Here is a 24991-nt window from a genome sequence, read left to right as displayed (position 1 = left end):
TAATCAGACTTTTGGAAACGATTTCAATGTGACAAACCTATAGTAGGTAAGGGCTGAGACCTGTTGACAAGGACTTCAGGATATGTCGGAAATTTTTTTGATTCTATCAACTCATTCTGACAAACTTTCTGCTAGATTGTCTTTATACTAGAGAAACAAATAAGGGATGAAATGGAAGGTGTTCGAGAATATGCAAAGACGAAGCTTAGGCGCGGTGATGGGTAGCGGATGGTCGGGAATTTGGCAGAAAGCAAAAGTAGGCGTTCACAGTGCAGCTGTGGAGAATCGATGGGTACAAGCTTTTGTTGCTAAGAAATGGTCGTTACTGCTAATCGTTATGGGCTTCTTGCTAGGTCGTGCGATGATTCTAGAACAGTTATCACCATTTGCGCTCTCGTTTATCGCAGTCATCTATTTTACAAGAAAAGATATCTTGCATTGGGTGGGTATTGCTGCTTTTGCCGGAAGCTTGCTCGCGGTGAACGGGAACACCGGTTATCTGGTGACAGAAATCATTGTATTCTTATTAATCCAGAAGGCACTGGAGAAATATGAACGATCAGACGTTTCGTTAGCGCCACTGCTCGTGTTCAGCTCAACCTTTCTCGTACAGCTCTTTGCGGAGTTGGTTGTTTCAAACTTAACGTGGTACTCGTTGATGATGCTTACCGTTGAAGCATTGCTAAGCTTGGTGCTGACACTCATTTTCATCCAAGCGATTCCGGTATTTACACTCACTCGTAAAAATTATCATTTAAAGCATGAGGAAATTATTTGTTTAATTATTTTACTGGCTTCGGTCATGACAGGTACAGTCGGTTGGATCGTGGGTCCTGTTACTGTAGAGCATGTGCTGTCGCGCTATTTAATTCTATTGTTTGCATTGGTAGGGGGCGCGCCGTTCGGAGCATCTGTTGGTGTGGTTACAGGACTAATCCTAAGTCTTGCGAATAGTAATGCGATCTATCAGATGAGTCTACTTGCTTTCTCTGGTATGCTCGCAGGTCTCCTCAAGGAGGGGAACCGCTTAACGGTTGCTCTCGGGATGCTGCTAGGATCGTCCATTCTCTCTTTCTATATGGGTTCTAGTGTGGATGTGATCAACTCCGCATGGGAATCACTGGCGGCCGTTGCCCTCTTCCTCCTTACCCCCCGCAGTGTCATTCTCATGCTAGCTAAATATGTACCTGGAACACAAGAAAATTTAAAGTCGCAGCAGGACTATGCGAAGCGTGTGCGCGATGTGACAGCGGGCCGCGTAGAGCAGTTCTCTGAGGTGTTTCGCCAGCTGGCGCGCAGCTTCAAACAGTTGACAACCGAAGATGAGGTGAGCCGTAAGGAGGAGGATGTCGGACATTTTATGAATGCTGTCACCCAGAAGGCGTGTGAGTCTTGTTGGAAGAAGAGCCAGTGCTGGGATCAGAAATTCTATCAAACCTACACCTACATGACGGATATGATGTCCCAAATTGAGACGAAGGAGAGCATGACGAAGAAGCAGATTCCTCCTGAGTGGAAGAAGGTGTGCATCCGTACAGAACAAGTGCTTGATGTGATGAAGCAGCAATATAGCTTATATAAGAATGATATGCATTGGAAAAAACAGATCATCGATAGCCGGCATCTCGTTGCCGACCAATTATCAGGTGTTTCGCAGGTTATGGAAGACTTAGCGAAGGAGATTAAACGAGAAGGACAGGAGCTGTTCCTTCAAGAAGAGCAAATCCGAAATGCCCTGGAGGAGCTGGGCTTGTCCATTCATACCATCGACGTGATTTCCTTAGATGAAGGAAATATTGAAATCGAAATCATACATCAATATACGAAGGGATTTGATGAATGCCGTAAAATCATCGCGCCGCTCCTAAGCGAAATCATCGGCGAGAACGTCGCCGTGATGCGTGAGGAGATGCACACGCGCGGCGAGGGCTATAGCACGGTCGTATTCGGCTCCGCCAAGGAATACGAGGTAGAAACCGGAGTCGCCGGCGCTGCCAAGGGGGGCGACCTCTTCTCGGGTGACAGCTACTCTACGAAGGAGCTGGGCAATGGCAAGTATGCCGTTGCGCTGAGCGACGGCATGGGCAATGGCGAGCGCGCGCGCGCTGAGAGCGAGACGGCCCTTAGCATCCTGCAGCAGCTGCTGCAGTCGGGTATGGACGAGAAGCTGGCGATCAAGTCGCTGAACTCGGTGTTGATGCTGCGCTCATCGGATGAGATGTACGCGACGGTGGATATGGCCTTGATTGATATGTACAGCGCGAATACAACATTCATGAAGATTGGCTCTACGCCAAGTTTTATCAAACGCGGGACGGAGGTTATCGCGATTTCAGCGAACAATTTACCGGTAGGCATTTTGAGCGAGATTGATGTCGATCTGGTATCGATACCGCTGCAATCCGGGGATATCCTTGTTATGATGACGGATGGCATCTATGATGCCCCAGGCCATGCTGTGAACAAGGAGATGTGGATGAAGCGGATGATCCAAGAGATCGATACCACCCTGCCGCAGGATTTCGCGGACTGCTTATTGGAGCGTATCTTCCGCCATCATCATGGGGAGATTCAGGATGATATGACCGTTGTTGTTGCGCGGGTAGAGAAGCGGCAGCCTGAATGGGCGACGTTCCGTTGGCCGGGCATTACGCGTATGGAGCGTCCGAAGACGGTTAGTTAACGAATTATAGAAGCCGTGCCGGCTCATTTGCTGGCACGGTTTTTATAATTTTTTGAAATGAAATGCATGAAACAAATCCGCACCTGCCTATGATTAGACACTCTCACAAATGGAAAAACTAGGATATGAAACTACTAGAGAGCTATCTTATCGGCCGGGGAGGCAGAAGGTCATGATGAAACAAATATTATTAATTACAGACGGTTGTTCCAATGTTGGCGTAAGTCCCGTAATTGCGGCAGCGCAAGCCCATGCAGAAGGTGTTGCTGTGAATGTCATTGGTGTGATTGATTATGGGGAACTAGGGGTGTTAGGCTCTGAAGAGATTCGAGAGATTGCTGCAGCGGGCGGCGGGATGAGTCGGATTGTTAATTCCGAGCAGCTGTCGCAAACGGTACAAATGATGACCCGCAAAACCGTTAACGCGACCATCCAGCACGCCGTAGGCAAGGAACTGCAAAGCATATTAGGGTTTTCTCAAATTGAGCAATTGCCTCCTGAGAAACGTGCTGAAGTCGTTCAAGTGATTGATAATATGAGTGAAACCACGTCTCTGCGTGTTGCCCTTTTAATAGATGCAAGTGCGAGTATGAAGCCGAAATTGGCCGCGGTACGTGAAGCAATTCATGACCTTTTGCTTAGTCTAAGAGCCCGCAGTGGCGTGAGTGAGCTTGCTGTTTTCCATTTTCCATCTACCAAAACGAGAGATCAAGAACTAGAAATGGATCACGGATGGACGAATCAGCTTGCAAATGTCGACAAGATGTTCTATAAAATAAACATGAAGGGTACGACGCCAACCGGTCCAGCGCTGCTACAAACATTGCAGTTCGTGACAGAGAAGCCTTTCTCACCAAAGACGACTGAAGAAGGGATGCTAAGTGACTACGTGGTATGATGAGGCCTTTCGCCCAGGGTCAGAAATAAAGGGAAAGTGGAATGGCCATGTGTACGCGGTCGAGCGCTTATTAGGTGCAGGTTCCAATGGTATTGTAGCTCTTGTGCGTCGAGGAAACGCGAGATTTGCGCTTAAAGCAGGGTATGAAACGGTAGATCATCAATCAGAGATCAATTCCTTGCTTGCGATATCCCTGAAAGAGAATTCATTTAAGAATTTTTTGATTGATGCCGATGATATGATCGTTCAAGGAAAGGGAATATCCTTTTATGTCATGCGATACATTGAGGGCGTGACCCTTTCCGAATTTATACATAAACGTGGTCAGGATTGGATTTACGTGATTGGCACGAACCTTTTACGGAAGCTTACAGAAATCCATAGAAGTGGTTACGTTTTTGGGGATTTGAAGGGCGAAAACATGATTGTGTCTAACTATGGCGATGTGGACCTCATTGATTTCGGAGGCGTAACATCCAAGGGTCGAGCGATTAAACAACTAACGGAAGTCTACGATCGCGGGTTTTGGAGCATGGGGGAGCGGGTTGCGGAGGAAAGCTATGATCTATTTTCATTTGCCATTCTACTATTAAAAACACTAGATCATCGCAAACGCTTTGCAGGCTTCATCAAAACACTGCCACAGAACAGAGAGTTAGATCAATTATCGGCGATTATGCGCGAAAATCCAGTTGCTGCTCAGTTAGCACCCTTTTTGAATAAAGCCTTACGCGGAGAGTTCAGTACTTCGGAGGAAGCGATTGTTTATTGGAGGAAGCTGATTGCAGGTAAGAAGGTCGCACAGACGTTGAAAATGCCATGGCTCAAAATATGCTTTGCTGCATCACTTTTTATTTTTGGAGCAACGATTTATATGTATTGGTAGGGTTCGATAGGGAATGGCAGAAAGGAATGTGAGATGGATACAGATCTGGTTGCCAGAGTGGAACGACGAATTGTGGAACAAAAACTAGCAGATCCAGGGGATGTGATGATCGTCGCGGTTTCAGGGGGACCTGACTCAGTGGCGCTATTGCATGTCCTGTTTCGTCTTGCGGATACCTATTCGTGGTCGCTAATTGTTGCCCATGTGAATCATCAATTCAGAGGATTGGAATCGGATGCGGAAGCAGATTTCGTGGCGGAGCTTTCGGCAGGGCTGGGGCTTCCATGCGAAATTGGTGTCATCGACGTTCCTGCCTATATAGAGGAAGCTTCTTTAAATGGGCAGGTGGCAGCGCGTGAGAAAAGATATGAATTTCTCCATCAGGTCGCTGCTAAATACAACGCACATCGGATCGCGTTGGCCCATCATGCCGATGATCAAGCGGAAACGATGCTGATGCGAATCCTGCGAGGAACAGGCCCCTCAGGGCTAGTTGGCATGCCGGAACGCAGGCGCGAAAAAAAAATGGAACTGATTCGTCCTTTTTTACGTATATACAAATCAGATATTGTGAATTATTGCGCTCAGCATGAAATTACCTATTGTAAGGACAGCAGCAATGAGCTGCGGAAGTATTTCCGCAATCAGATTCGGCTAGATCTTATGCCAATGCTGAAACAGTATAATGAACAACTTCCAGAATCACTCAATCGATTGACGGATGTGATGCAAGCTGAGAATGATTATTTGGATGCAGAAACTGAGAAGGTTTTTCGCCGAATCGTGACATTTCAGTCTAACTTCTGCCGCTTGGATCGGTGTGATTTCGCCGAGCTTCACGTTGCTTTACAAAGGCGTTTGATTAAATTAATATTAAACTGTCTTTGTTTGGAAAGGGAACGGCTGGTATTTACACGAATTGAGCGTGTACGTGAGTTAATTATGAAAGATCAGATGTCGAATCAAGTCCTTCAGGTGGATGAACAGGTTTATATTGTGAGAGAATATGGATCTATTCAATTTCAGAACTTCGCTCCAGATCCGAAGCCTTACGCTTATGAGATCGGGTTAGCGTCAGATGAATTGGACCTGCCGGACATGAACGCCAAAATGATCTACTCATGGACGCCTTTAAGCTCGTATGAGAAAGCTGCTCCATTTTCAGCTACTTCGGACAATGTTTTTTTGGATTTAGATCAAGTAGAATTGCCGCTCTTTATTAGAAGCCGCAGATCGGGCGACCGATTGGAACCACTTGGTTTAAATGGATCCAAAAAAGTAAAGGATATGTTCATTGATGCCAAAATGCCGCCAACTAGGCGTGAGGTCATCCCATTACTGGTCGATGCATCCGGACGGATTCTCTGGATTGCTGGATTTCGTAGGTCCAAACACGCTTTGGTCGGACCAGACACAGAACGTGTGCTTCATATGAAGCTAGTGCTGCAGGAACATACGTAAATTTCGTTCTTATAGAATGTAAATTTATAAGGATTCATAATATAATCTAGGGGGTTCATCCTTGTACAGCGATATTCAAGAAGTACTTTACAGTGAAGAACAAATTCAAGGCAAGATTAAAGAATTAGGGGAGTTGCTTTCCACTGATTACGAAGGCAAGAATCCATTGGTTATTTGTGTGCTGAAGGGCGCTTTTATTTTCATGGCGGATCTTGTAAAGCAAATTAGAGTACCTTTGGAAATTGATTTTATGGCGGTATCCAGCTACGGTCAATCTACGAAATCCTCGGGTGTTGTTAAGATTATCAAAGATCTTGATGTTTCGGTGGAAGGGCGTCATATCCTTATCGTAGAAGATATTATCGATAGTGGTTTAACGCTAAGTTATCTGATAGATGTGCTAGAACGTCGCAATGCCAAGACGATTTCGGTTGTTGCGCTGTTTAATAAACCGGCACGAAGAACAGTGGAGCTCGAGCCTGATTATGCGGGTTATGTGCTACCAGATGAATTCGTTGTCGGATATGGTCTGGATTATGCAGAGAAGTATCGTAACCTTCCATTTATCGGCATATTGAAACCAGAGATCTATTCCAGCTAGTGTCATGTTCCATAGGCGCACTAAGACAGTAACGTTGTAGCGCTTTACCGGAGTGTGGTAAAATAACAATTGTGTGCCGTTTGAGAGGAGGCTCGTTATGAATCGAATTATCCGGAATACCGGCTTTTATTTGCTTATATTTTTGGTTACCGTGGGGATCGTTCATTTCATCAGTACCCAGAATGAACAAAAGGAGTTAATCACTTACGATAAATTCCGACAAGCAGTTGTAAACAAAAATGTAGAGTCCGTAACATTAAAGTTCGATGGGTATAGCTATTCGATTAAGGGTAAGTATATTAATCCGCCTAATGGCGCAGATAAGAAGAGCTTTGAAACACATGCTCCTTACGAGCCGTTAGTTGTACAAATGATTGAAGCGAACGGCGTACCAACGGAAGAGTACGGGCCGATGGAACGCGATAGCGTTTGGATTAGCTTTCTTACATCCATTATTCCATTCGTCATTATCTTCATTTTGTTCTTCTTCTTATTGAATCAAGCGCAAGGCGGCGGCGGTAAAGTCATGAACTTCGGCAAGAGCCGTGCGCGTCTGTATAACGAGGAGAAGAAGCGTGTCACATTCGAAGATGTGGCAGGTGCAGATGAAGAGAAGCAAGAATTGATCGAGGTTGTTGAGTTCCTTAAGGATCCTCGCAAATTCGCGGCAGTTGGCGCTAGAATTCCTAAGGGTGTTCTTTTGAATGGTCCTCCGGGAACAGGTAAAACGCTGCTAGCTCGTGCAGTTGCTGGTGAAGCAGGAGTTCCGTTCTTCAGTATCTCTGGTTCTGACTTCGTTGAGATGTTCGTCGGTGTCGGCGCATCCCGTGTTCGTGACTTGTTCGAGAACGCGAAGAAGAACTCGCCTTGTATTATATTTATCGATGAAATCGATGCGGTTGGTCGTCAACGTGGCGCTGGTTTAGGCGGCGGACATGACGAGCGTGAGCAAACGCTCAACCAATTGCTTGTTGAAATGGACGGATTTGGAGCGAACGAAGGTATTATCATCGTAGCGGCGACCAACCGCCCAGATATCCTTGACCCTGCTTTATTGCGTCCAGGCCGTTTCGACCGCCAAATCACGGTAGATCGTCCGGATATCAAGGGCCGTGAGGCTGTATTGAAAGTTCATGCGCGTAACAAGCCGCTTGCGAAAGATGTGAAGCTAGAAGCACTTTCACGTTACACAACTGGATTTACGGGTGCTGACCTTGAGAATCTATTGAATGAAGCTGCTTTGATTGCGGCGCGTCGTAATCGTAAAGATATTTCGATGGCTGAAGTTGAAGAAGCATTTGACCGTATTATCGTGGGTACACAGAAGAAAAGCCGTATTATTTCTGAAACTGAGAAACGTATCGTTGCGTACCACGAAGCGGGACACGCGATTATCGGTTATCATGCGGAGAATGCGGACATGGTTCACAAGGTTACGATCGTTCCTCGCGGACGCGCTGGCGGTTATGTGATGATGTTGCCGAAAGAAGGCGAAGATCGCATGATGCAAACGAAGAACGAGCTTCTTGATAAAGTGACTGGACTTCTGGGTGGTCGTGTTTCCGAAGAATTGTTCATCGGAGAAATTGGTACTGGTGCGTACAGTGACTTCCAGAAAGCAACGGGAATCGTTCGTCGCATGATTATGGAATACGGGATGAGCGATAAGCTTGGACCGATGCAGTTCGGCAGCTCACAAGGTCAAGTATTCTTGGGCCGCGACATCGGACATGAGCAGAACTATAGTGATGCGATTGCTTACGAGATCGATCAAGAGATGCAAAGCTTTATTCGTACGTGCTACGAACGTGCACGCACGATTCTAACCGAGCATGCTGATCAAATTCACCTCGTTGCCAAAACATTGCTTGAGAAAGAGACGTTGGATAAAGACGAAATCATCGAACTTTTGGAAAAGGGCAAGCTTACCGCTAGCTCCGACGAAGATGATGTAAAAGTCAATATTCAGGGTCAAAGCCAAGCTAGCGAAAGCAATAAGCTGGAGTTTGACAAAGAAAAAGAAGTAAAAGAGATCAAACCGGATCAAACAGAAGAGTAAGTTGCGATATGAACTCGGAAATCCGTTGTACACATCAAGTGTGCGCGGAATTCCGAGTTTTTTCAATGTATTTGCGCATTGACAGGCGATGTGAGAATGTGTAAATTAGTTGTAAATCTCTAATTTTATTGCTTTTAGATCATACTACTTTTAGATAGACGATGAGACCATTCTTACGTCCCAGATAGGGGAGGAAGCACCATGGAAGCCTTAGCATTAGAACGCAAAGCGGAACAAAACCGCGAGCTCAAAGAACGGCTGTTGCAATTGAAGAAAGAACGGAATGCTATTATTCTTGCTCATTATTATCAGCGTGACGAAGTTCAAGAGGTAGCGGATTTTCGAGGGGATTCCTTCTTACTTGCTCAGAAGGCCGCGCAAACCGATGCCGATGTCATCGTATTCTGTGGTGTTCATTTCATGGGGGAAAGTGCGAAGATTCTTGCACCGAATAAAACGGTGATTATTCCAGACGAACGTGCTGGTTGCCCGATGGCAGATATGGTGAATGTTGAAGGTCTACGTGCCCTTAAACGTCAGCATCCCAAAGCCAAGGTTGTTGCTTACATTAATACGTCGGCCGATGTGAAATCGGAAACAGATATTTGTTGTACCTCTGCGAATGCGATCAATGTCATCAATTCCGTCGATTCAGATGAAATTATTTGGGTACCGGATAAAAATTTGGGTGACTATGTATCAAAATTCACAAGCAAAAAAGTGATCATCTGGGAAGGCTATTGCAATACGCATGATATGCTGACCGTTAAAGATGTGGAAGAAATGAGAGCACAGTATCCGAATGCACAGTTCGTTGTTCACCCAGAATGTCGCCCAGAAGTAGTTAAGCTAGGGGACTTTGTAGGTAGCACAACTGCGATTATTAAATATTGCAAAGAGTCCGACTGCCAAGAGTTTATCGTCGGGACTGAAGACGGAACTGGTTATCAGCTTCGTTTGGATAGCCCGAATAAGAAATTCCATTTTGCAACCAAGTACTTGGTGTGTCCGAACATGAAAGTGAATAATTTGAAGAAAATCGTGAAATGTCTTGAGACGATGCAACCAGAGATTTATGTACCAGAAGACGTAGCCGATAAAGCGAGATTGTCCTTAGAGCGCATGTTACAAGTTAAGTAGCATGCGCTACTCTCTTGTTAAGTGAATAGGTGCCCTCGTAAAGCAAAATTAGTCTCCGATGACACGGACAAGTTGATCACGGACATGCTAAGGTTGCTTTATGAGGTATTAATGGTGAAGAGAACAGGTGAAACGTCATGATTCCTAGATATCTCGTAGATGTTGATTTAGATTCTATTCCTCATATACATACAGATGTAATTGTTATTGGTGCAGGCATTGCTGGACTTTTCACGGCTCTGCGTGCTAGCGAGAATAAAAAAGTCCTTATGATTACGAAGAAATCTCTCCTTGATAGCAACACACGTTACGCGCAAGGTGGGATTGCCGCGGTCATTTCGGACGAAGATTCACCTGAGTACCACCGCCAGGATACGATAATCGCAGGAGCGGGTCTCTGCTCATCAGACGCTGTTGATGTCCTAGTGCATGAAGGTCCTGAGGGCGTACAGGATTTGATCCGTATGGGAACTCAGTTTGATTTAGAGAACGGGGAGTTTGCTTTAACCAAGGAAGGAGCGCACAGTCAACGTCGCATCTTGCACTCGAATGGCGATGCGACAGGCGCGGAAATTGTCAGAGCTCTTTCGGAGCGTACGAAGCAAGATCCGAATATCGAAATTTGGGATGATCACTTCGTGATTGACCTGATTACACAAGATGGTGAATGCTACGGCGCACTCGTTCAGAAACCAGGTGGACAGCGTGTGTTTGTGCGCGGCAACGCTACAATCCTTTGCTCCGGTGGCGCGGGACAGCTGTTCCGCTACACAACAAACCCAGACATCGCCACGGGTGACGGAATTGCCATAGCTCACCGTGCAGGGGCACAAATTCAAGATGTGGAATTCATTCAATTCCATCCAACAGCGCTATGCTATCCGGGCGCACCGCGGTTTCTGATTTCCGAAGCGGTGCGGGGCGAAGGCGCCTATTTGCGTAACATCAAAGGAGAACGCTTCATGGAGCGTTATCATCCCCAGCTAGAGTTAGCGCCGAGAGATGTGGTTGCACGCGCGATCGTGGATGAGATGGAAAATTGCAAATCAACCTTCGTCTATATCGACATTACACACGAATCGGAAGAATTAATTAAACATCGTTTCCCAACGATATACGAATATTGTTTGAATTATGGGCTCGATATGAGCACAGATTGGATTCCGGTTGCCCCGGCAGCGCACTATATGATGGGTGGCGTGAAGACGGACTTGCACGGAGAAACGCAGGTGCGTCGTTTATTTGCCTGCGGAGAAGTCTCATCTACAGGCGTACATGGTGCAAACCGCTTAGCGAGTAATTCTTTATCAGAAGCGATTGTATTCGGTCGCAGAATAATAGAACGGATACAAGAGTTGCCTGATCTCCAAGGAAACATTCAGATCCGTGCAGCATCGGAAGCGCCGCGTACAGAGATCCCGAATCAAGCAGTGGTTGAGAAGAGACTCAAGCTTCAGAAAATCATGCTCCGCTATGCAGGTCTCAAACGCGCTGCCAAAGGATTGCAAAAGGGGCATGAAGAGCTGGCGAGACAACTTTCGATTTTTGATTCGTTGATGACGAAACGCGAAGAGTATGAGTTTGCTAACTTACTCAACGTAGCCCTTTTAACAACGACAGCAGCTTTAACCCGTGAGGAAAGCCGCGGCGGCCATTATCGAGAAGATTTCCCGGATCGGGATGACTTGGTATGGAAGAAGCATATTGTTTTTCAGCGCGGGGAAGATAGGATTGAGGAGTGGATTTAGCATGTTAGAAATAAATATGGAATTAGTTCGGAAGCAAATTCGCCTTTGGCTTGAAGAAGATATCGGTACAGGCGATGTTACGACGGTGACTACAATCCCTTTGGAGCAAGTGTCCAAAGGGATTATCCACGTCAAAGAAGACGGAATCGTTTGTGGGCTTCGCATCGCGCAGGAGGTTTTTGCAGCAGTCGATGCTTCTCTTCGTTTTGAAACTAAAGTGGTCGAAGGATCGTCTGTTCATAAAGGGACCATACTAGCTGAAGTGGAAGGCAATACACGGAGCATCCTATTGGGCGAGCGATTAAGTCTGAATTTAATGCAACGATTGTCGGGGATAGCCACGAAGACGCATGAATTTGTAACAGCGTTAGATGGTTTACCTACAAGATTAGTGGACACCCGTAAAACAACGCCTGGGCACAGATTGCTTGAGAAGTACGCCGTGCGCGTTGGCGGCGGTTATAATCATCGTTTTGGCCTCTATGATGCTGTGATGATTAAAGATAACCATATCAAAGGCTCAGGTGGCATCACCCAAGCGGTCCAAGCGGCTCGTCAGAACATTCCTCACACGATGAAGATCGAAGTGGAAGTTGAAAACTTCGAGCAGCTTCATGAGGCGCTCCAAGCAGGAGCTGATATTATCATGCTGGACAACATGGTACCGGTCAAAATGAAAGAAGCAGTTTCGATAATTAAAAGCAAAGCGCCGCATATTGTAGTAGAAGGGTCAGGTTCGGTCACCCCGCAAACGATTAAGGCCATGGCGGAGACGGGTGTGGACGTGATTTCCGTTGGACGACTGACGTACTCGGTAGCAGCGCTCGATATTTCGTTAGATCTGAATGAACGGAAGGAGACTGCACTATGATTCTCGTTATCGATGTCGGGAATACGAACATTGTGCTAGGCCTCTACCAAGAAAGTACGCTCTTGCATCATTGGCGTGTGAGCACGAACCGTTCTGCTACCGTTGATGAGTATGGCATGCAGCTGCACAGCTTGTTCCAGCACTCGGGTATTACCTTTGCGCAAGTAGAAGGTGTCATTATTTCATCTGTCGTGCCCCCGTTGATGAATGCCATGGAAAACCTATGCTTACACTACTTGAAAAGGGTGCCATTTATCGTTGGACCTGGGATCAAAACGGGACTAAATGTCCGTGTGGACAATCCGAAGGAAGTTGGCGCGGATCGCATTGTGAATGCGGTGGCGGCGCTGGAGCTATATGGAGCTCCGTGTATCATTGTAGATTTCGGTACAGCTACAACGTACGATTATATTGATTCCTCAGGGCAGCTGGTGGGATGCGCCATTGCACCTGGCATTGGGATCTCAACCGAAGCGTTGTATCAAAAGGCGGCTAAGCTACCTCGGATCGAGCTCGTTAAGCCGAAAAGTGTCGTTGGCCGAAATACCGTCGCTGCGATGCAAGCCGGAATTATTTATGGCTATGTTGGTCAGGTGGACGGGATCGTAGAGCGAGTTATTCAAGAGTTTAATGTGAATCCAACTGTCATTGCAACGGGGGGATTAGCAGAGCTCATTTCCAGTGAGTCACGGACGATTCAAGTCGTCAACCCATTGCTTACTTTACAAGGCTTACAAATGATTTATGAGAAAAATGCCTAAGCTGTTTAAGGAAGGAATTTAGACATGAGTGATTATTTAATTCGAGGAACAGCGTTAGAGGGGCGTGTACGTGCTTTCGCTGTTCAGACGACTCACCTAACAGAAGAGCTTAGTCAAAGACATCAAACGACACCGACAGCGACAGCCGCATTGGGTCGAACTGCTGCCGCGGCTCTTCTTATAGCTGCCATGCTCAAGGGGGAGGAACATCTCATTGTGCAAGTCAAAGGGGATGGCCCTATCGGTCAAATCGTTGTTGATGCGAATGCGAAGGGTGAAGTGCGTGGATACGTAGATAATCCTTTGGTGGATCCGCCGCTCAAAGATAACGGCAAATTAGATGTTGCTGCTGCGGTGGGGACAGACGGTTTTTTATACATAACGAAAGATCTAGGGATGAAGGAGCCATATAAAGGAAGCGTTCCTCTAATCTCAGGTGAATTGGCAGAGGATTTCACCTATTACTTTGCAAAATCAGAACAAACACCTTCTGCTGTCGCACTTGGCGTATTGGTGAATACAGATCATACGATCCTTGCTTCAGGCGGCTTTGTGATTCAACTGCTCCCGGGTTTGACGAATAGTGAGATCGATGAGATCGAAGCGATGTTAGGACGAATTCCAACCTTCACGAACATGTTAGGTGGCGGATTGGATCTAGAAGAAATTTTACAAACCGTACTCCCATCCTTCCGTAAGCTTGACGAGATGGACGTCATGTTCCGTTGCAAATGCAGTCGGGAGAAAGTGGAATCTACTTTGATTTCCTTAGGCAAGCAAGAACTTCAAGAAATATTGGAGGAAGAAGGAGTTGCGGAAGTCGTCTGTCATTTCTGCAATGAAGCTTACCGGTATGAAGGGGAAGATTTGCAACGGATGATTGATCTGTAAGAGTGGATGATCTGCTTGATTTAGCTAGTGAACACGGGTGCAAGCAGCAATATGGAAGTAAAAGAGGGAAATAGGATGCGCAATGTAAAGCGATTGTGGGGAGTCATCATCGCGATGTCGATATGTATACTCGTGCTCGCATCCTTGCTGATCAGTCATGCCATCAACCAGTCAGAACCAAGACAATCACCAGAGCCCGAACAGCAGGGTGAGAATAAGAATACACGAGTTGTCGCCAAAGTTGGAAATCGGGAAATTACCATGGAAGAGCTCCAAACAGCGCTCGCGCACCATTATGGACCAGAGCAGCTAGGTCAAATGCTGGACCGTGAAGTGATTCGCCTAGAAGGAAATGAGTCGGGAACAAAGGTAGAGAGTGCGGAAATCAACCGTGAGTTGAAAAGGATGCAGCAAGGGTACGAAAGTGAACAACAATTTTATGACTCCATGCAAAGTCAGTTGGGGATGTCGGAGCAGGAAATCAAAGAGGATGTATCGAATAAGTTGTTACTTGAGAAGCTAGCAACGGCCTCCATTCACATCACGGATACTCAGGTCGAGACATACATAACGTCACATGCAGATGAGTTTAAGCAAGAAACAGAGTACAACATTCAGCAGATCATTGTATCCACGAAGGAGCAAGCGACGAAGGTCATTGCGGAGCTGGCCAAAGGGGAGAGCTTTGTGATCCTTGCCAGAGATCGATCAATTGATGATGCAACCAATAACTCCGGTGGAGATTTGGGTTGGATTGAAGGTGACGATCCTTTTGTAGAGGCGCCCATCTTGGAGTCAGCGAAATTGTTGAAGGTTGGCAAAGTGAGTGAGCCGATACCTGTTTCACAGGGGTTTGCGGTCGTCTTACTTAAGGATCGACGGGACAAAAATAACCCGGATCTGGTGTTCATTCGGGAGAATGTGCGCAGAGAGCTTGCGCTGCAACAAGCGCCTCCATTGAAAGATTATATCGCTCTGTTACGAAGTAAATGGAAGGTAAGTGTAGTAGATCCGACGCTCCGGTAAGAGAATGTGAAAATTTGGTTGACAACCTGTAAACGCATTGATAAGATTAAATTCATTAATACCAACCATTTAACTCGGAAATCATTCAATACTCAATCTGGAGGGGAAATATTATGGCAAGATTAGTACAGAGCATTACGGATTTGATTGGAGATACACCGCTAGTTCGTTTGAACCGTGTTGTTCCAGAAGGCAGTGCAGAGGTTTATGTGAAATTAGAGTACCAAAATCCAGGTGCTAGCGTTAAAGATCGTATTGCCATCTCCATGATCGAAGTAGCTGAGCAAGAAGGTAAATTGAAGCCGGGTGATACGATTGTAGAACCGACAAGTGGTAACACAGGAATCGGGATTGCTCTAGTCGCAGCAGCTAAAGGATACAAAGCAATCCTTGTTATGCCTGAAACGATGTCTTTGGAAAGACGTAACCTGCTTCGCGCTTACGGTGCACAGTTGGTTCTAACTCCTGGAGCAGAAGGCATGAAGGGTGCAATTAAACGTGCGGAAGAGCTTCAAGCGGAGAATCCTTCTTATTTCATTCCACAACAATTTAAGAACCAAGCGAACGTGAAAGTTCACCGTGAAACAACAGGACCGGAAATCGTGGAAGCGATCAACGCTCATGATGGTAAACTGGATGCTTTCATCTCCGGTATCGGTACAGGCGGAACAATCACAGGTGCAGGTGGCGTTTTGAAAGAAAACTTCCCGAATATCAAAATTTACGCAATTGAACCTTCGGCATCCCCAGTTCTTTCTGGTGGTAAGCCAGGTCCTCATAAAATTCAAGGTATTGGCGCAGGCTTTGTTCCAGATATTTTGAATACGAATGTGTACGATGAAATTATTACGGTTGAGAACGAAGATGCGTTCGAAACTTCACGTCGTGTTGCCAAAGAAGAAGGTATTCTTGGCGGAATTTCCTCCGGTGCAGCGATTTTCGCAGCATTGAAGGTTGCTAAAGAGTTAGGCGCTGGCAAACGTGTTGTTGCTGTCGTTCCAAGTAACGGTGAGCGTTACCTTTCAACACCTTTGTACCAATTCGAAGAGCAATAAGATCGAATTGCATGCAAAAGAGATCAAGCCTTCAGCTATTACAGCTGGGGCTTTTTTTCTGTATAGGGTTGGAGTATACTAATGGACAACGAATTAACGGATTTTAAGTAAGGAGCGCAAGTATGATTTTAACAACAGTAGAACAATGGCAGGACTGGTCCTCCACTTCAACCTCCACCTACACCATGCTGCCGTATGTGATCAAATTAGGACTCGCAGATGATCGTATCGCCTCATGGCAAGACGCGTGGAAAGAAGCTTCGCCAGACTCTTTCGTGCTCGAAAGCGGAAAAGGCGGACGGTATACGCACTTTGGGCTGCATCCCTTTTCGACGGTTCGTGGTACAGGCTTGGAAGCAGAAATCACGAGTAACACGAACTCTACGATATCTCGCGTACAAGGCAAACCACTTGACATCGTCAAGCAGTGGATGTCTGCCTACCAGAGTCCGAAAGTCCAAGGTGCTCCTAAATTTGTTGGAGGCTGCGTAGGCTACTGGAGCTACGATGTGATTCGCACCATCGAGAAGCTGCCGGAGCAATCCCAGGTTGATCTGCCGATCCCTGACTACAGCTTCGCTATGTATGATCAGGTGTGGACCTTGGATCACACCGAGAAGAGTCTCTTCATCGCGGTGCATATGCCATTCGCGCAAGGCGCAGACCTCGCTGAGCTTTACGCGCAGGCGCACGCTCGTGCCGAAGCGATGCTCGTCTGCTGGCACGCGATCCGCGCCGGCAACTGGTCCGGCACGCCGCTGAGCGGTGCCGACCAACCGGCGATGGCGCGCGAGCAGCTGCACATCGACGTCGAGAGCATCGCAGGCATCCAGCCTGCGTTCGACAAGACCGCGTACATGGCTGCGGTGGAGCGCATCCAAGCCTACATCTCCCAAGGTGACGTGTTCCAAGTCAACTTGTCAGTAAGGCAGAGCCGGCAACTGCGCACGACGCCGGAGGAGATCTACGAGGCGCTGCGCATCGTCAATCCCTCGCCCTACATGGGCTTGCTGCGCTTCGCAGGCTTCGCTCTCGTCTCCGGCTCGCCGGAGCTGCTCGTGCAGCTCGAGGACGGCATCCTGCGGACGCGTCCGATCGCTGGCACGCGCCCGCGCGGCAAGGACGAGCAGGATGATCTGCGCCTAGCCGGCGAGCTCATCAACAATGACAAAGAGCGCGCCGAGCACGTTATGCTGGTCGACCTTGAGCGCAACGACCTGGGCCGCATCTCGCGATATGGCTCCGTCCATGTGAAAGACTTCATGGTCATCGAGTACTATTCCCATGTGATGCACATCGTCTCCGAAGTCGTCGGCGAATTGGCGGAAGGGAAGGATGCTTACGATGTCATTGCGGCGACCTTCCCTGGCGGTACGATCACAGGCGCGCCGAAGATTCGCTGCATGGAAATCATTGAAGAACTAGAACCCGTACGTCGTGGTCCCTACACAGGTTCGATGGGATGGATTGACTATAATGGCAATATGGAATTTAATATTATTATACGCACGTTAGTAGCGGTTGATGGGATGGGCCATATTCAAGCGGGAGCTGGGATCGTTATTGATTCCATTCCAGAGCGTGAATATATCGAATCCTTGAACAAAGCCAAAGCGATGTGGAAAGCAATCGAGTATAGCGAGCGGAGCATGAGCCGAGCTTAAGCCCGAGTGGGGCTGACGAAAGGGGAGCTTAGAATGATTTTAGTGATTGATAATTATGATTCGTTTACGTACAACCTTGTGCAGTATTTGGGTGAGATCGGAGAGGAAGTCATCGTTCGTCGGAATGACGAGATTGACTTGGCAGGTGTCGAGGCGCTCGCGCCAGACCATATCTTAATTTCTCCAGGGCCTTGCACGCCGAATGAAGCTGGAATTAGCTTATCACTGATTGACCATTTTAAAGGGATCATCCCGATTTTCGGCGTTTGTCTCGGACATCAATCCATTGGCCAAGCCTTCGGTGGCGATGTAATTCGCGCAGAGCGCTTGATGCACGGCAAAACCTCGGAGATTTTCCACGACGGCCAAACCTTATTCGAAGGACTTCCGTCACCTTTCATCGCGACACGTTATCATTCTTTAATCGTCAAAACAGAAACGTTACCAGATTGCCTGGAAATCAGCGCGCAAACGGCTGAAGGTGAGATCATGGCTTTGCGTCATAAAGAATATCCGATCGAGGGTGTACAATTCCACCCAGAATCGATCATCACGCAGCATGGTCACCAAATGCTACGCAACTTCCTTCGTCGCACAGCCAAGTCGGGGGTTTAACAGAAGCATGATCATCTCCATCAATGGAACTTTCGTCCAAGAAACAGAAGCCGTGGTCTCCGTATACGATCACGGTTTTCTGTACGGGATCGGTTTGTTCGAGACGTTTCGAACCTATAACCGTAAGCCTTTCCTGCTCGCTGAGCACCTTCGTCGTCTAACCGATGGGTGCCAAGAGCTCGGCATCCTATATGAGCCTAACCTCGAGAAGATAACAACCCAAATCGAGCAATTACTCCATGTCAATAACCTGGAAGATGCTTATATCCGTTATTCCGTCTCCGCAGGCGTGGAGGCATTAGGGCTTCCTTCCACCGATTACTCAAAATCAACCGAAATCATCTACATCAAACCGTTACCTCCAAAGGATGAACGAACCTATCTTCAAGGCAAAGCGCTGCAACTGCTTAAGCTGCCTCGCAATACACCAGAAGGCTTGTACCGATTCAAGTCTTTTCATTATATGAACAACATTTTGGCCAAAAGAGAGCTGGGGCAATACCCATGGGCAACTGGGGCAGAGGGCCTTATGTTATCTGAAGATGGCTATGTGGCCGAAGGGATCGTTAGCAATCTTTTTTTCGTCAAAAATGACACCCTCTACACACCATCGCTCGATACGGGCATCCTACCGGGCATCACGAGAGCACATGTCATAAATCTCGCACAACAGCTACAGCTTCCAACACTAGACGGTCTGTACCGTTGGGAAGATCTCGTCGATGCGGACGAAGCATTTCTCGTGAATTCAATCCAAGAAATTGTGCCTGTCACCACTTTGTACACGCCGAATGGACAAGCTTACACCGTAGGAGGAGGGTCTCTAGGTCCTATAACCCGCCAACTGATTCAACATTACGTTTAGCAGGGGGTTATGAATGAACTCTCCGCGAACTAACAGCAATGAACAGGAAGTGAACCTAAGATGAATGTGTTATCCTACAGAGGTCATGAATTGCCCATTGGTGATCGAACGATCATTATGGGCATATTGAACGTAACGCCAGACTCCTTTTCGGACGGCGGCAGCTATAAACAAATCGAAGATGCGGTTCGCAAAGCCCATCAAATGGTTGCAGAAGGCGTAGACATCATCGACATTGGCGGGGAGTCCACACGACCAGGTGCGGCAACCGTCACACTAGACGAGGAACTGCAGCGTGTTATCCCCGTAATCGAGGCGATCCGCCGTGAGATCAGCATCCCAATATCAATCGATACTTATAAAGCGGAAGTAGCTAGACAAGCCCTAGAGGCCGGAGCACACATTATAAATGATGTATGGGGCGGTCAAGCGGAAGATGGGATGGCGGCAGTGGCTGCTCATTATGATTGTCCGTTTATCATCACCCACAATCGGATAAGCTCAGAATATGTCGAATTTCTTTCAGATGTATGTGCAGATTTGCAAAAGTATACGAATGACGCTCTACAAGCAGGAGTTAAGCCTGAACGCGTCATTCTAGATCCCGGCATTGGCTTCGCCAAATCCTATGAGCAGAATCTCTACCTAATGAACAACCTGCGTGTGATCGCAGACCTTGGATATCCGGTCCTTTTGGGTACATCGCGCAAAAGTGTCATCGGCCTAACCCTCGGGTTGCCTCCCGAAGAGCGCCTTGAAGGTACAGCTTCGACCGTCGTGCTTGGCATTGCGCAAGGGTGCCAGATCGTTAGGGTCCACGATATCCAATCGATGAAACGACTAGCTGTTATGACCGACGCTATTATTCGCAGCAGCATTTAACCTTGGAGGCTTTCGACAATGGATAAAATCATACTTACACGCATGCAGTTTTTTGGCAATCACGGTGTGTTCCCTGAAGAAAATACGCTGGGGCAACGCTTCTACGTTGATGTGGAGCTAATGCTCCCTTTAGATAAAGCTGGAAAGACCGACGATTTGACCCAAACCGTCCATTACGGGGAGGCATTTTTTCTAATCAAAGGGATTGTTGAAGGGCGTACGTACAAATTAATCGAGGCTTTAGCAGAAAATATTGCATCCGAGCTCCTGCATACTTATACTAGTATCAATGAAGTGACGGTTCGCGTTATCAAGCCACATCCGCCTTTTGCCGTTATTTTTGACGGCGTTACTATAGAGATCAATCGAAAGCGGGCATTGGAATGACAGCCGAAGATCGAGAACGCACTATCGCTTACGTCGCATTAGGCTCCAATATTGATAATCGTGAACATTATTTGCAGGGTGCAATTGCAGCGCTGAATGAGGAATCGGGGATAACGGTGACGGGACAGTCCGGCATCTATGAAACCGAGCCTGTTGGCTATGTGGATCAATCTGCTTTTTTAAATATGGTTATTCAAATTCATACTGATTTATCGCCTGAAGCGTTATTGGTTACCTTGCTTGCCATTGAGAACCGTCTGGGTCGGACGCGTGACTTGCGTTGGGGACCGCGAACAATTGATTTGGATCTGCTCCTATATGGTGACCATCGGTTAACGACCCCCGACTTGATCATTCCGCATCCGCGGATGCAAGAGCGGGCTTTTGTGTTAGTGCCCCTATCTGAGGTTCTCTACGCGCGGCAGGACGCTCTATTTGAATCTATCTCTGCACACTTGGAGAAACTGGAAGGAAAGGAAGGCGTCATCCTATGGAAAAAAGCTCAATAGCACAGCGCATTCGCGCTTTTCGTAAATTAAAAGGCTATACCCAGAGTGAACTGGCTGATTTATTAGGTGTATCCATTGCCATATTAGGGGCGATTGAACGAGGCACACGCAAGCCGGATAATAAAATGATTCAAAATATTTCGCAAGTCCTTAACATAGAACCTGAAGAATTAGTGGCGGTAGTTGTGAAATGAGAGGAGTGGAATCTTCGGTGCTGAAAATAGGAAATGTCGAAGCTCCCAATAGAGTTGTGTTAGCCCCAATGGCGGGCGTATGTAATCCAGCGTTCCGATTAATCGCCAAAGAGTTTGGTACAGGCTTAGTCTGTGCGGAAATGGTTAGTGATAAAGCGATTGTTCACGGCAACACACGCTCTATGGAGATGCTGTATGTCGATGATCGTGAGAAACCGCTGAGTCTTCAGATATTTGGAGGCGACACGGATACACTGGTTCAGGCGGCTAGAATTGTTGACCAACATACGAATGCCGATATTATTGATATCAACATGGGATGCCCTGTTCCCAAAATTACGAAATGTGACGCGGGAGCAAGATGGTTGCTCCAACCGGATAAAATCGAAGCGATGATCGCTACAGTTGTCGCGGCAGTTAGTAAACCTGTTACGGTCAAGATGCGTATTGGGTGGGACTCTGATCATATTTATGCCGTGGAAAATGCGAAAGCTGTCGAAAGAGGCGGCGGTAGCGCCGTTAGTGTACATGGACGTACACGTGAGCAACTCTACACAGGGAAAGCGGATTGGAACATTATCCGTGATGTTAAACAAGCTCTTTCTATTCCGGTTATCGGAAACGGTGATGTTGTGACACCAGAGGATGCGAAACGCATGTTGGATGAAACCGGTGTAGACGGTGTCATGATTGGACGCGGAGCTTTAGGCAACCCATGGATGCTGTACCGTACGGTTCAATATCTAGCTAATGGTACATTACCTCCAGAACCTTCAGCAGAAGAGAAAATTCGCATTGCGATTTTGCATATGGATCGACTGATCGCACTCAAAGGTGAGCATGTAGCGGTGAAGGAAATGCGCAAACACATGGCTTGGTACCTCAAAGGCATGACGGGAGCTGCTCGTGTGAAGGATATCATTATGGAGACAGAGAAGCGGGATGTTATGGTTCGTACATTAGACGCATATGTCGAGCATCTTGCTATGAGTTCCGCGTCTGGGGCAGCGGAAGAATCAACGGTACTGCATTAAAAACATGCAGCGATGGTTGACATTGACATTTTGAAACCGTTGCAATATAATCAGTCAATATTAATGTATTCCTGCATATATTGAAAGACTAACGAGTAAGCAACTTATTATAAAACGTGAATTCATACTACTTGAATCAGCTCTATAAAGACCCAACTCCTAGCAGGAAGCATCGATTCAACGATATGAAAATCTTTCACATGACGGGAGATCAGTTGGCAATGGCTGAAAAAGAGGTCATTCTTACACCAGTAGGGCTACGGAAATTAGAGGATGAGCTTGAGCATCTGAAATCCGTGAAACGTCGAGAAGTCGCGGAAAGAATTAAGGTTGCCATCGGTTATGGCGATATTAGTGAGAATTCCGAGTACGAAGACGCGAAGAATGAGCAAGCCTTCATTGAAGGTAGAATCATTACTTTAGAAAAAATGCTGCGCAATGCGCGGATTATTAATAACGATGAAGTCGATATTAACACAGTAAGTGTAGGGTCGATTGTAACACTGAAAGATTTGGAATTCGGCGATTTGGTAGAATACAACATTGTAGGTTCGGCTGAATCCGATCCGTTGCAGAATAAGATTTCCAATGAAAGCCCTGTGGGTAGAGCTATTCTAGGCAAGCAAAAGGGCACCAACGTTGATGTTGTAGTACCTGCTGGCGTCATTCAGTATCAAATTATTGATATTAAAAAGTAGCGTGCAGCCGCAAGCCTTTTGGAAAGCTTCCCTCAGGAAGCTTTTTTCCGTTCACAGACTTAACTAATGAGTAGGAGATGAAACAATGAGTCAGGAACTAGAGTTAAATGAGCTGCTCGTGATCAGACGCAACAAATTGGACGAGCTCCGCGGTCTCGGTGTCGATCCATTCGGGAGCAAATTTGAAAGAACGCATACAGCGGGGGATATTCTTACTGCTTATCAAGAAATGAGCAAAGAAGACCTAGATGAAGCGAACGTAGTAGTCCGTATTGCTGGACGTATTATGCAGAAGAGAAGTATGGGCAAGGCTAGCTTCGCACATCTGCAAGATATTACAGGTAAAATTCAAATCTATGTGCGTGAAGATGCGCTGGATGCAAACATATATAAAGCTTTTGATATTCTCGATCTAGGCGATATGGTAGGGGTAGAAGGTGTTGTTTTCAAAACGAAGACGGGCGAAACCTCTATTAAAGTGAAATCACTTGAGGTACTGACGAAATCCTTGCTTCCGCTGCCGGATAAATTTCATGGACTTAGCGATGTTGAACTGCGCTATCGTCAACGGTATGTCGATCTGATTATGAATCAAGATGTTCAGAAGACGTTTATTCTTCGTTCCAAAATCATTCAATCCATGCGTCGTTATTTAGATTCCTTAGGTTATTTGGAAGTAGAAACTCCAACATTGCACTCAATTGCAGGTGGTGCTTCAGCACGTCCTTTTAACACGCATCACAATGCGCTGGATATGCAGCTTCATATGCGTATTGCGATCGAGCTGCACTTGAAACGTCTTATTGTTGGCGGACTAGAGAAAGTGTACGAAATCGGTCGCGTATACCGCAACGAGGGGATCTCTACGCGTCATAATCCAGAGTTTACGATGATTGAGCTGTATGAGGCGTACGCTGACTACAAAGATATCATGAAGCTGACAGAAGAGCTTGTTGCTCATATCGCGCAAGAGGTTCTTGGACAGACGACAATTCCTTACGGAGACCATGAAATTGATGTGGCTGTAGGTTGGAGACGTGTATCCATGGTGGATGCGATTAAAGAAGTTACAGGTGTAGACTTTAGCGTCCATATGACGAATGAGCAAGCGCATGGTTTGGCCAAAGAGCATAAGGTGTCTGTTGAACCGCATATGACATTTGGTCACATTGTGAACCAGTTCTTCGAGACGTTTGTTGAAGAGACGTTGATTCAGCCTACATTCATCTATGGACATCCATTAGAGATTTCTCCGCTTGCCAAAAAGAACCCTGAGGATCCGCGCTTTACGGATCGCTTCGAACTCTTTATCGTAGCGCGTGAGCATGCTAATGCCTTTACAGAACTTAATGATCCAATCGATCAAAGAGAGCGCTTTGAAGCGCAGCTGCGTGAAAAAGAACAAGGTAATGATGAGGCGCATGAAATGGATGAAGATTTCATCCGCGCTCTTGAGTACGGAATGCCGCCAACGGGTGGTCTAGGTATAGGGATCGACCGTTTGGTAATGCTATTGACGAATGCACCATCGATTCGTGATGTCTTATTATTCCCGTTGATGCGTGAGCGCCAAGGCGAGTAATTTCTTCGTTTCGGGGCACCATTCGGTGCCCGGTTTTTTTAAAAATTAGGACTTGCAAAGTGTGTGGCGTATGTGGTATCTTATAAAAGTTGCCGCTGAGGACAACATGAGAAACATAAGAAACACAACAAAAACAACTCGAAATTAAGAGTTGCAAATAAAAACTCAGTGTGGTATATTGGTCTTCCGGCTTTCGAAAGAGAGCGGTTAGGACAAGAGTGATTGATCTTTGAAAACTGAACAACGAGTGAGTAAGCACGAACGAGAAATCGTTCAAAAAAGAGATTGCAAAATCTCGCTAGCATCAAAATGAGCATTTCAGCTTTCACAATAGGACGAGCAATCGTCCACTATTATGGAGAGTTTGATCCTGGCTCAGGACGAACGCTGGCGGCGTGCCTAATACATGCAAGTCGAGCGGGTTTATCCTTCGGGATAAGCTAGCGGCGGACGGGTGAGTAACACGTAGGTAACCTGCCTT

General features: G+C 46.7%; 23 protein-coding genes and 1 rRNA gene. All 24 read left to right on the top strand.

Annotated features, from left to right (window positions below):
- The first annotated feature begins 217 nt into the window (after positions 1–217).
- Positions 218–2683 (top strand): stage II sporulation protein E, encoded by a 2466-nt coding sequence (gene spoIIE, locus AC1DVJ_RS20525; protein ID WP_477593112.1) that lies wholly within the window; start codon positions 218–220, stop codon positions 2681–2683.
- Positions 2684–2858: 175 nt separating this feature from the next.
- On the top strand, positions 2859–3581 hold the full coding sequence (locus tag AC1DVJ_RS20520) for a vWA domain-containing protein (protein ID WP_477593111.1): 723 nt from the start codon (positions 2859–2861) through the stop codon (positions 3579–3581).
- Positions 3565–4467 carry a protein kinase domain-containing protein gene (locus AC1DVJ_RS20515; protein ID WP_477593080.1) on the top strand — a complete coding sequence of 301 codons (903 nt, stop codon included), beginning with the start codon at positions 3565–3567 and terminating at the stop codon, positions 4465–4467. Before AC1DVJ_RS20520 ends, AC1DVJ_RS20515 begins: the two co-directional genes overlap by 17 nt.
- A 33-nt stretch (positions 4468–4500) precedes the next feature.
- On the top strand, positions 4501–5928 hold the full coding sequence (tilS, locus tag AC1DVJ_RS20510; RefSeq protein WP_477593079.1) for a tRNA lysidine(34) synthetase TilS: 1428 nt from the start codon (positions 4501–4503) through the stop codon (positions 5926–5928).
- A 61-nt stretch (positions 5929–5989) separates the two neighbouring features.
- Positions 5990–6529 (top strand): hypoxanthine phosphoribosyltransferase, encoded by a 540-nt coding sequence (hpt, locus tag AC1DVJ_RS20505; RefSeq protein WP_477593078.1) that lies wholly within the window; start codon positions 5990–5992, stop codon positions 6527–6529.
- Positions 6530–6626: 97 nt separating this feature from the next.
- Positions 6627–8588, top strand: a complete 1962-nt coding sequence (ftsH, locus tag AC1DVJ_RS20500) for an ATP-dependent zinc metalloprotease FtsH (protein WP_477593077.1) — start codon at positions 6627–6629, stop codon at positions 8586–8588.
- A 201-nt stretch (positions 8589–8789) separates the two neighbouring features.
- The gene (nadA, locus tag AC1DVJ_RS20495) at positions 8790–9728 is read left to right on the top strand and encodes a quinolinate synthase NadA (protein WP_477593076.1); all 939 of its coding nucleotides are present in this window, start codon (positions 8790–8792) and stop codon (positions 9726–9728) included.
- 137 nt (positions 9729–9865) lie between these two features.
- Positions 9866–11476 (top strand): L-aspartate oxidase, encoded by a 1611-nt coding sequence (nadB, locus tag AC1DVJ_RS20490; protein ID WP_477593075.1) that lies wholly within the window; start codon positions 9866–9868, stop codon positions 11474–11476.
- Between the two features lies 1 nt (position 11477).
- The gene (gene nadC, locus AC1DVJ_RS20485; RefSeq protein WP_477593074.1) at positions 11478–12347 is read left to right on the top strand and encodes a carboxylating nicotinate-nucleotide diphosphorylase; all 870 of its coding nucleotides are present in this window, start codon (positions 11478–11480) and stop codon (positions 12345–12347) included.
- Positions 12344–13108 carry a type III pantothenate kinase gene (locus AC1DVJ_RS20480; RefSeq protein ID WP_477593073.1) on the top strand — a complete coding sequence of 255 codons (765 nt, stop codon included), beginning with the start codon at positions 12344–12346 and terminating at the stop codon, positions 13106–13108. The genes nadC and AC1DVJ_RS20480 overlap by 4 nt, the downstream gene beginning before the upstream one ends.
- A 24-nt stretch (positions 13109–13132) precedes the next feature.
- Positions 13133–13999 (top strand): Hsp33 family molecular chaperone HslO, encoded by an 867-nt coding sequence (hslO, locus tag AC1DVJ_RS20475; RefSeq protein ID WP_477593072.1) that lies wholly within the window; start codon positions 13133–13135, stop codon positions 13997–13999.
- A 75-nt stretch (positions 14000–14074) separates the two neighbouring features.
- A complete protein-coding gene (locus AC1DVJ_RS20470) occupies positions 14075–15025 on the top strand; it encodes a peptidylprolyl isomerase (RefSeq protein ID WP_477593071.1) in 951 nt (316 codons plus the stop codon).
- A 113-nt stretch (positions 15026–15138) separates the two neighbouring features.
- Entirely contained in the window at positions 15139–16080 is a 942-nt protein-coding gene (gene cysK / locus AC1DVJ_RS20465; RefSeq protein WP_477593070.1) for a cysteine synthase A, read from the top strand.
- A 122-nt stretch (positions 16081–16202) separates the two neighbouring features.
- Complete coding sequence (locus AC1DVJ_RS20460; protein ID WP_477593069.1) at positions 16203–17744, top strand: anthranilate synthase component I family protein; 1542 nt, start codon at positions 16203–16205, stop codon at positions 17742–17744.
- Positions 17745–17777: 33 nt separating this feature from the next.
- Positions 17778–18359 (top strand): aminodeoxychorismate/anthranilate synthase component II, encoded by a 582-nt coding sequence (gene pabA, locus AC1DVJ_RS20455; RefSeq protein ID WP_477593068.1) that lies wholly within the window; start codon positions 17778–17780, stop codon positions 18357–18359.
- A 7-nt stretch (positions 18360–18366) separates the two neighbouring features.
- Positions 18367–19224 carry an aminodeoxychorismate lyase gene (gene pabC, locus AC1DVJ_RS20450; protein WP_477593067.1) on the top strand — a complete coding sequence of 286 codons (858 nt, stop codon included), beginning with the start codon at positions 18367–18369 and terminating at the stop codon, positions 19222–19224.
- 60 nt (positions 19225–19284) lie between these two features.
- Positions 19285–20106, top strand: a complete 822-nt coding sequence (gene folP, locus AC1DVJ_RS20445; RefSeq protein ID WP_477593066.1) for a dihydropteroate synthase — start codon at positions 19285–19287, stop codon at positions 20104–20106.
- Between the two features lie 18 nt (positions 20107–20124).
- Complete coding sequence (gene folB / locus AC1DVJ_RS20440; protein ID WP_477593065.1) at positions 20125–20493, top strand: dihydroneopterin aldolase; 369 nt, start codon at positions 20125–20127, stop codon at positions 20491–20493.
- Positions 20490–21002, top strand: a complete 513-nt coding sequence (gene folK, locus AC1DVJ_RS20435; RefSeq protein ID WP_477593064.1) for a 2-amino-4-hydroxy-6-hydroxymethyldihydropteridine diphosphokinase — start codon at positions 20490–20492, stop codon at positions 21000–21002. The genes folB and folK overlap by 4 nt, the downstream gene beginning before the upstream one ends.
- The gene (locus tag AC1DVJ_RS20430) at positions 20984–21196 is read left to right on the top strand and encodes a helix-turn-helix domain-containing protein (protein ID WP_171629496.1); all 213 of its coding nucleotides are present in this window, start codon (positions 20984–20986) and stop codon (positions 21194–21196) included. The genes folK and AC1DVJ_RS20430 overlap by 19 nt, the downstream gene beginning before the upstream one ends.
- Before the next feature lie 17 nt (positions 21197–21213).
- Complete coding sequence (dusB, locus tag AC1DVJ_RS20425) at positions 21214–22230, top strand: tRNA dihydrouridine synthase DusB (protein ID WP_477593063.1); 1017 nt, start codon at positions 21214–21216, stop codon at positions 22228–22230.
- Between the two features lie 221 nt (positions 22231–22451).
- Positions 22452–22928, top strand: coding sequence for a transcription elongation factor GreA (gene greA / locus AC1DVJ_RS20420; protein ID WP_028557404.1), 477 nt, complete (start codon positions 22452–22454; stop codon positions 22926–22928).
- Between the two features lie 85 nt (positions 22929–23013).
- The gene (lysS, locus tag AC1DVJ_RS20415; RefSeq protein ID WP_477593062.1) at positions 23014–24510 is read left to right on the top strand and encodes a lysine--tRNA ligase; all 1497 of its coding nucleotides are present in this window, start codon (positions 23014–23016) and stop codon (positions 24508–24510) included.
- Between the two features lie 352 nt (positions 24511–24862).
- Positions 24863–24991, top strand: a 16S ribosomal RNA gene (locus tag AC1DVJ_RS20410); the annotation flags it as partial.

Source organism: Paenibacillus sp. P4_A9 (assembly GCF_056402415.1).
Note: the sequence above shows the minus strand (reverse complement) of the source record. Positions and strands in the feature narration are given on the sequence as shown.